Source organism: Cyanobacteria bacterium GSL.Bin1 (assembly GCA_009909085.1).
Classification (GTDB): Bacteria; Cyanobacteriota; Cyanobacteriia; order Cyanobacteriales; family Rubidibacteraceae; genus Halothece.
In genome coordinates, this window is the sequence record JAAANX010000003.1 from 1 (window position 1) to 6,147 (window position 6,147).

Annotated in this window: 8 protein-coding genes and 1 pseudogene; 5 read left to right on the top strand and 4 right to left on the bottom strand. The window is 46.4% G+C overall.

Features of this window, described 5'->3' with window-relative positions; translation table 11 throughout:
• A partial coding sequence (locus tag GVY04_00050) for a dihydroxyacetone kinase (protein ID NBD14573.1) occupies positions 1-493 on the top strand: 493 nt, incomplete at its 5' end.
• A 19-nt stretch (positions 494-512) separates the two neighbouring features.
• Entirely contained in the window at positions 513-1,157 is a 645-nt protein-coding gene (gene dhaL, locus GVY04_00055) for a dihydroxyacetone kinase subunit L (GenBank protein ID NBD14574.1), read from the top strand.
• A gap of 140 nt (positions 1,158-1,297) precedes the next feature.
• Here dhaL and GVY04_00060 read toward each other — a convergent pair whose 3' ends face one another.
• On the bottom strand, positions 1,298-2,398 hold the full coding sequence (locus GVY04_00060) for a Rieske 2Fe-2S domain-containing protein (GenBank protein NBD14575.1): 1,101 nt from the start codon (positions 2,396-2,398) through the stop codon (positions 1,298-1,300).
• A gap of 28 nt (positions 2,399-2,426) precedes the next feature.
• On the bottom strand, positions 2,427-2,765 hold the full coding sequence (locus GVY04_00065; GenBank protein ID NBD14576.1) for a hypothetical protein: 339 nt from the start codon (positions 2,763-2,765) through the stop codon (positions 2,427-2,429).
• Positions 2,766-2,977: 212 nt separating this feature from the next.
• Between GVY04_00065 and GVY04_00070 the strand changes: the two genes are divergently transcribed.
• The 3 genes and pseudogenes from GVY04_00070 (at position 2,978) to GVY04_00080 (ending at position 4,683) form a co-directional block, all read left to right on the top strand.
• The gene (locus GVY04_00070) at positions 2,978-3,643 is read left to right on the top strand and encodes a ZIP family metal transporter (GenBank protein NBD14577.1); all 666 of its coding nucleotides are present in this window, start codon (positions 2,978-2,980) and stop codon (positions 3,641-3,643) included.
• Between the two features lie 9 nt (positions 3,644-3,652).
• A pseudogene (locus GVY04_00075) lies at positions 3,653-3,832 on the top strand (ZIP family metal transporter).
• A gap of 206 nt (positions 3,833-4,038) precedes the next feature.
• A complete protein-coding gene (locus GVY04_00080) occupies positions 4,039-4,683 on the top strand; it encodes a hypothetical protein (GenBank protein ID NBD14578.1) in 645 nt (214 codons plus the stop codon).
• Between the two features lie 17 nt (positions 4,684-4,700).
• On the opposite strand, the gene GVY04_00085 is transcribed toward GVY04_00080, so the two are convergent.
• Positions 4,701-4,841: a hypothetical protein gene (locus GVY04_00085; protein ID NBD14579.1), complete on the bottom strand. Its 141-nt coding sequence runs from the start codon at positions 4,839-4,841 to the stop codon at positions 4,701-4,703.
• 90 nt (positions 4,842-4,931) lie between these two features.
• Positions 4,932-6,017, bottom strand: coding sequence for a class I fructose-bisphosphate aldolase (locus tag GVY04_00090; protein ID NBD14580.1), 1,086 nt, complete (start codon positions 6,015-6,017; stop codon positions 4,932-4,934).
• Positions 6,018-6,147: the final 130 nt, after the last annotated feature.

Genomic DNA, 6,147 nt, shown 5'->3' on the forward strand with positions numbered 1-6,147 from the left:
CTGTACGCCACCAGCTAAAGGTTCTCCTATGTTTGAATTAGGAGAAAATGAGATTGAATTTGGGATTGGGATTCACGGTGAACCAGGGCGCAAAAGATTGCCTCTAGTTTCAGCAGATGAAATTACAGCAATGTTGGCCCAGTCGATCTTTGAAGATACTGGCTATACTCGCATTCTGCGGGAATGGAATGAGGACCAGCAAGATTGGGAAGAGGTAGAACTCACCGATCCGAACCTAGAAAAAGGCGATCGCGTTTTGGCCTTTGTTAATAGTATGGGCGGTACGCCGTTATCGGAGCTTTACATTATCTATCGGAAATTAGCGCAAATTTGTTCTGAGCAGAATATTCAAATTGTACGTAACCTAGTTGGTCCCTATATTACTTCCTTAGAAATGCAAGGTTGCTCGATTACGCTTCTAAAATTGGATGACGAACTTCTGAAATTATGGGATGCACCTGTTCAAACCCCTGCCTTACGTTGGGGGGTGTGATTTTTGCTGGGGAAAAATCATGAACGTCACGAAACAGCAAATTATCAACTGGCTACAAGCAATAGCGAACACAATCGCAGAAAACAAAGAGTATTTGACCGAGTTAGATGCTGCCATTGGAGATGCCGATCATGGCATTAATTTAGATCGCGGCTTTCAGAAAGTCGCTGAGCAGTTACCCCAATTAGAACATCAAGATCTGGGTACGATCCTCAAAACCGTTAGCATGACTTTGATTTCTAGGATTGGTGGTGCCAGTGGTCCTCTTTATGGAACTTTTTTCCTGCGAGCTTCCACAAAAGGAATGGGAAAAGAAGAATTAACCTCCAGCGAGTTAGCTGATTTACTGCAAGCGGGAGTCGCGGGAGTCGCGGGGCGAGGTCAGGCTCATGTTGGCGATAAGACGATGTTAGATGCTTTATCTCCAGCCGTCAATACTTTCACCGAGTTAGTGAATCAGGGAAAGTCAACCGTAGAAGCATTGCAACAAGCCGTCCAAGCAGCAGAAGCAGGCATGAAACAAACCATTCCTTTAGTTGCCCTCAAGGGACGGGCGAGTTACTTGGGAGAAAGAAGTGTAGGACATCAAGATCCTGGGGCTACTTCTTCTTTTCTGATTCTTCAGGCTTTACTGGAAAGTCTCGAGTCATCTCAGTCTAAATAATCTGATCAAAATCGCTTAATACTCATCGTTCGCTCAAATTTCTGAGCCATTCAGAATGATAAGGGCGGAAAAGTTGACGGCATAAGGGTTTAACAACGCAATTGATTTAAAGCTGGTATATTTTCCGACTCAACTTACGCTCAGACTGGCGAAGCTCCTTTGGTATCTTGCTGAAGAATTACCTGCCGCGCTGCGTGGGCGACTGGATTGGGCTCACGAGTGCAGTCCCGACCTTGACGATTGTAAGCACGCTGCTCTTCTTCAACTGCCTGGATATCCTGAGCAACGATTTGCTGGAATCCTCGCTTCAGGTTGAATTGTAAGAGTTCCGTTAGCCCAGGCACAGCCCAAAAATGCTGGAAGGAGAAGGTGCTGTAAATTTGAGTCTTTTGCTCACCCACAGGAACGAAAACTGAAAAAATAACGACTTTGCCGTCCTCAGATTCTTGGTAAATATAGGGGTATTCGTAAACCAAACGAGTCCGAAGTTGACCTTGGCTTTCTCCCAAAAATCTTAGGAAAGGAGTGACTGTCACTTTATAAACCGCCTGCAAAGATTGTTCGTCTCTTTGACATTGGATCAGTTTAGCGTCGGACCAAGGTTGCAAGTTCCCTGTCCTGTCGCGATCAAGCCACTGAAAAAGATTTTCCATCAAGGAACTCAAGAATAGTTCCAGCCCTTGCCAGTTGCCAAGAGAGGGATCAGACACTGGTTTCGGGTTACGGTGCAGTTCCGCGTGGAACAGATCAAGGGCATTCTCCACCAAGTAACTAAAGTGACACTGGGCTGTCTGCTCTAAAGAAACCGTTAAATAATTCTGGGAGCCTTCAAGTGCTTTCATTCGGGGTAAAGCAACTTGTTCAGCCAGCTGAGGCTCACCGAAAAACCCCCAGACCCAGTCTCCATATTCTTGGACTGGGTAAGACTTGAGACAGAACTTTTTTTTGAGTTCAGGCTGACCGGGCGTAGCTTGACAAGCCCCGTTGTCTCCATCGAACTGCCAGCCGTGGTAGGTGCAGACTAGCGTGTTCTTCTCTTTGCGCCCGAGTTGACTCAGCCGAACGCGACGATGGGGACAGGCATCCTCAAAGATGCTGAATCCCTCTCTTTCCGCTTTAAAGACCACCAGTTCACGTCCCCCAACTTGTATTGGCTGGAGTCCTGAGTCAGGAAAGTTTCGCTTTTGTGTCACAGGCAACCAGTGGTTGAGGTTCAAGCGACAATGACGAACATCTTCCATAAATTCGTTAAAAGTTCATAGCGTTTTTTCAGGTAGTAGAGTTGCAGCCCTGTCGCGCTCTTTTGCGCTGACAGGCTCTGACAGGTCTTTTTGATAGTACACCTTGGATGTCATCCAAGAGTTGACGAACCGGTTGCCATTCTGGGGACTCCTCGTTTTCTTGGCACTTCGCTTCCCAACTCTGGAGCACTTCTCGCAGTTCAGCGCAAGTCTTCCCATCATAGAATTCTTGTCCGCGATCAAGTCCCCTGCCAATATCGAGCAATTGGTCCTTCAGGGCCACAGGAACGCGAATGGTTTGGGTCTCTCGATCTTGCCAAACCGCTTTACGTCCGGCTCCTTGACGATAGCCCCCTCTTCCTGGCATTTTTGGATTCTCCTTGGTTACTCTTCTTTTAAGATAGTCAATTATTGATTTAGTGTCAAAATCTATAAACCTTACTCTAATAATCTTATAGATTTTGTGACAAAAGTTTACTGGCATCTCGCCAGTGGGGGCAGCCCGATTGATTGATATCCTAGGAAAAAGGATTAGGGAAACCGTGCCGTCATGATCGCTCATCTCCTAGAGGCTTGAAAATGGAAAACACTTTCTGGAGTGCTCTTGCAACCAGCAGTTTTGCTGCCCTTGTTACAACCGCAGGGATTTATACCATCCGTCATTTTGTTGATTGGGGGCAGCGCAATGTCACATATTTCATCTGCTTTGCCGCAGGGTTGCTGATTACTGCCTCATTTCTGCACCTGATTCCGAAATCTTTATCGATGAATCCCAATAGCCCAAGTTATCTGCTAGTGGGATTTTTTGGTTTGTATTTATTCAATCGTTTGTTGAATGTGTTTGTGTGTCAAAAAGACCCCGAAAAGGAAAAATACGGGATTGGGTTAGTGCCAATGATCGGAATTGGTTTTCATTCTTTTATCGACGGAGTTGTTTATTCCATTGCCTTTACCGTTAGTATCTTTACTGGGTTCCTGGCAACGGCGGGAATGGTATTACATGAATTTCCCGAGGGAATCATCACTTATTTGTTATTGGTGAAAGGCGGATTTGAAGAAAGCAAAGCCATGATTTTTTCCTTTGTTGCAGCAGCACTAACCACCCCCCTCGGGATGCTCGTCTCGTACTGGGCGATCAATTTTGTCTTGAGGGATGAGTGTGCTGATCTTGTCCCCCTTGTCTTCCTTGTCTTCCTTGTCTCCCCTGTCCCACCTCAATCCATCATTTCAAAGTTGACAGAGTAGTACTCCCTAATCAGTAAAATCGATACTCAACTGCTTGGCGCTTTGTTGTCGCTTTCAGCAGGAACATTAGTTTATGTGGGAGCAACCCATCTTTTGCCAAAAGCAGAAGCGGACAATCGGAAATACAGTTTGGTTGCTCTGGGGGGTGGCGTTCTCGTTGCCATCATCATTGTCCTCTCAAAAGCTTAAATCAATTAAAACCCAGATTCCGCACGCTAACTATCACATCATCCGTGATTACAGTTATTTTTCAACGGATGCGTGTTCGCGCGCCGCTGGTTTCAAAAATCTTAAGTTTGTCCTAGACTTTGGGCGTTAGGCATCTTCACTAACTGAATCCACTAGTATTAGTGAAAGTATATCTCTGAGGCAGTCTCATGAGTAAAATAAAAAATATGGCTAGGATTATAGGGAGCGGACTATTATTAGTCATTTTGTTGGGGCTATTTTTGATCAATCCACCAACAGCAGATGCCGAGAGTTACAATGTCGAGTCTGTCAATATTTCAAGAGGAGAACAAGATAAGGCGGAATTGTCAACTTCAGGAGGCACAATGCGAAAAGAAATTGTGGATTCGGGAACCTTAAATACCCGCTCAGCAACGACCGGTGAGTTAGATATTGTCAACATGGCAACCGTTCAACTCACTTCCGAGGAGTCAGCTCATCCCATTGAAAACGCCTTTAACCAAGAGCACGGCAAGGAAGCCAGTTATTGGGCTGCAGCTGCCTCTGGACCTCAAACCATCACCCTCGTCTTTGATGAGCCCCAAGTGATTCGGAAAATCCAACTGGAAATCGAGGAGGTCGAAGTGAGTCGCACTCAAGTGCTTCAAGTTTCAGTCTCTCACAATGGAGGCGAAAGTTTTGAGAAGGTGCTCGAGCAAGATTATACTTTTAGCCCGCCAGGAACGACATTTCAACGGGAAGATTGGACAGTCAATCTTGAACAAGTCACACACTTTCGTCTGAAGATTATACCTGATCGAGATCATCATGCGGCTGTTGCGAAATTAAGCTCACTAATTCTATCTTTGTAAGGTCTCTAAAACATACATCAGAGTCTCAGTTGCAGCCGATCAAGTCTTTGTTGTTTTCCTGAAGTATCTGGTTCTTGGACAGTTTGGCAACCGCCGATTCCCATCACGGAGGCAAGGGTCAAGATCGTAGCTGCTGCGGTTGTGAAAGAGCGTTTCATGGTTAATGATTATTTCTAGAGGGCAATCCTGTCGATTGACGCCAAAATCGGTAACTATTCCCGATTCAAGCGAAGGCAAGTTGGGATACTTCACGCGACCGTTACTTCCGAACAGAGGTAAACATCTTGGATGGTGTGGAAGAGTTTGACCCCTTCTTCAAAAGGACGCTGGAAGGTTTTGCGACCGGAGATTAAACCGCATCCCCCAGCGCGTTTATTGATGACAGCCGTGCGAGTCGCTTCGGCAAAGTCGTTTTTACCGGAAGAACCGCCGGAGTTGATTAAACCGACGCGACCGGCATAGCAATTGAGCACTTGATAACGGGCTAAGTCAATGGGATGCTCTGAGGTCAGATCGCTGTAAACCCCTTCGTGAGTCCGACCGTATTTTTCGCCTGTCGCGTTGGCCACGGCTTCGTAACCGCGATTGTTTTGCGGGAGTTTCTGCTTGATTAAGTCAGCTTCGATGGTCACTCCCATGTGGTTGGCTTGACCAGTCAAATCGGCAGCCAGATGATAGTCTTGATCTTGTTTGAAAGCACTGTTGCGAAGATAGCACCAGAGAACCGTTGCCATTCCCAGTTCGTGGGCATAGGCAAAAGCCCGGCTCACTTCTTGAATTTGACGGTTAGACTCCTCAGAACCAAAATAAATGGTGGCGCCAACGGCTGCTGCGCCTAAATCCCAAGCCTGATCAACGGCGGCGAACATGATTTGATCGTGGTGGTTGGGATAGGTTAATAATTCATTATGGTTTAATTTAACAATAAAGGGAATACGGTAGGCATATTTGCGCGATAGGTTGCCGAGATTGCCTAAAGTGGTCGCGACAGCATTACAACCGCCTTCTAGGGCTAATTTAATAATGTTCTCCGGATCGAAATAAATGGGGTTGGGGGCAAAAGAAGCACCGCCAGAATGCTCAATGCCCTGATCCACTGGCAAAATGGAGAGATAGCCGGTGTTCGCCAAACGTCCCGTGCCATAAATCTGCTGCAAATTCCGCAAAACCTGCGGATGGCGATCGCTGTAAGCAAAGATGCGATCCACGACATCTAGCCCCGGCAGGTGCAGCATTTCTTTAGATACTTTCGGCTGATGATTCAGTAAGCTCTCGGCTTCATCTCCCAAATAAGACTCAATTTGGCTGGTGGGCATGGCAAGAGTGGATGTCATCGCTGTTTTTCCTCCCGAATTAAATTGATCTCCACCTTTTCAATCCTGTCAGTTGCTCTATCTTTAATGTCACGAGAGGACTCCCGTTATAGCGACGGCAGGAGCTTAACGGGTAGATGAATCGTGACCA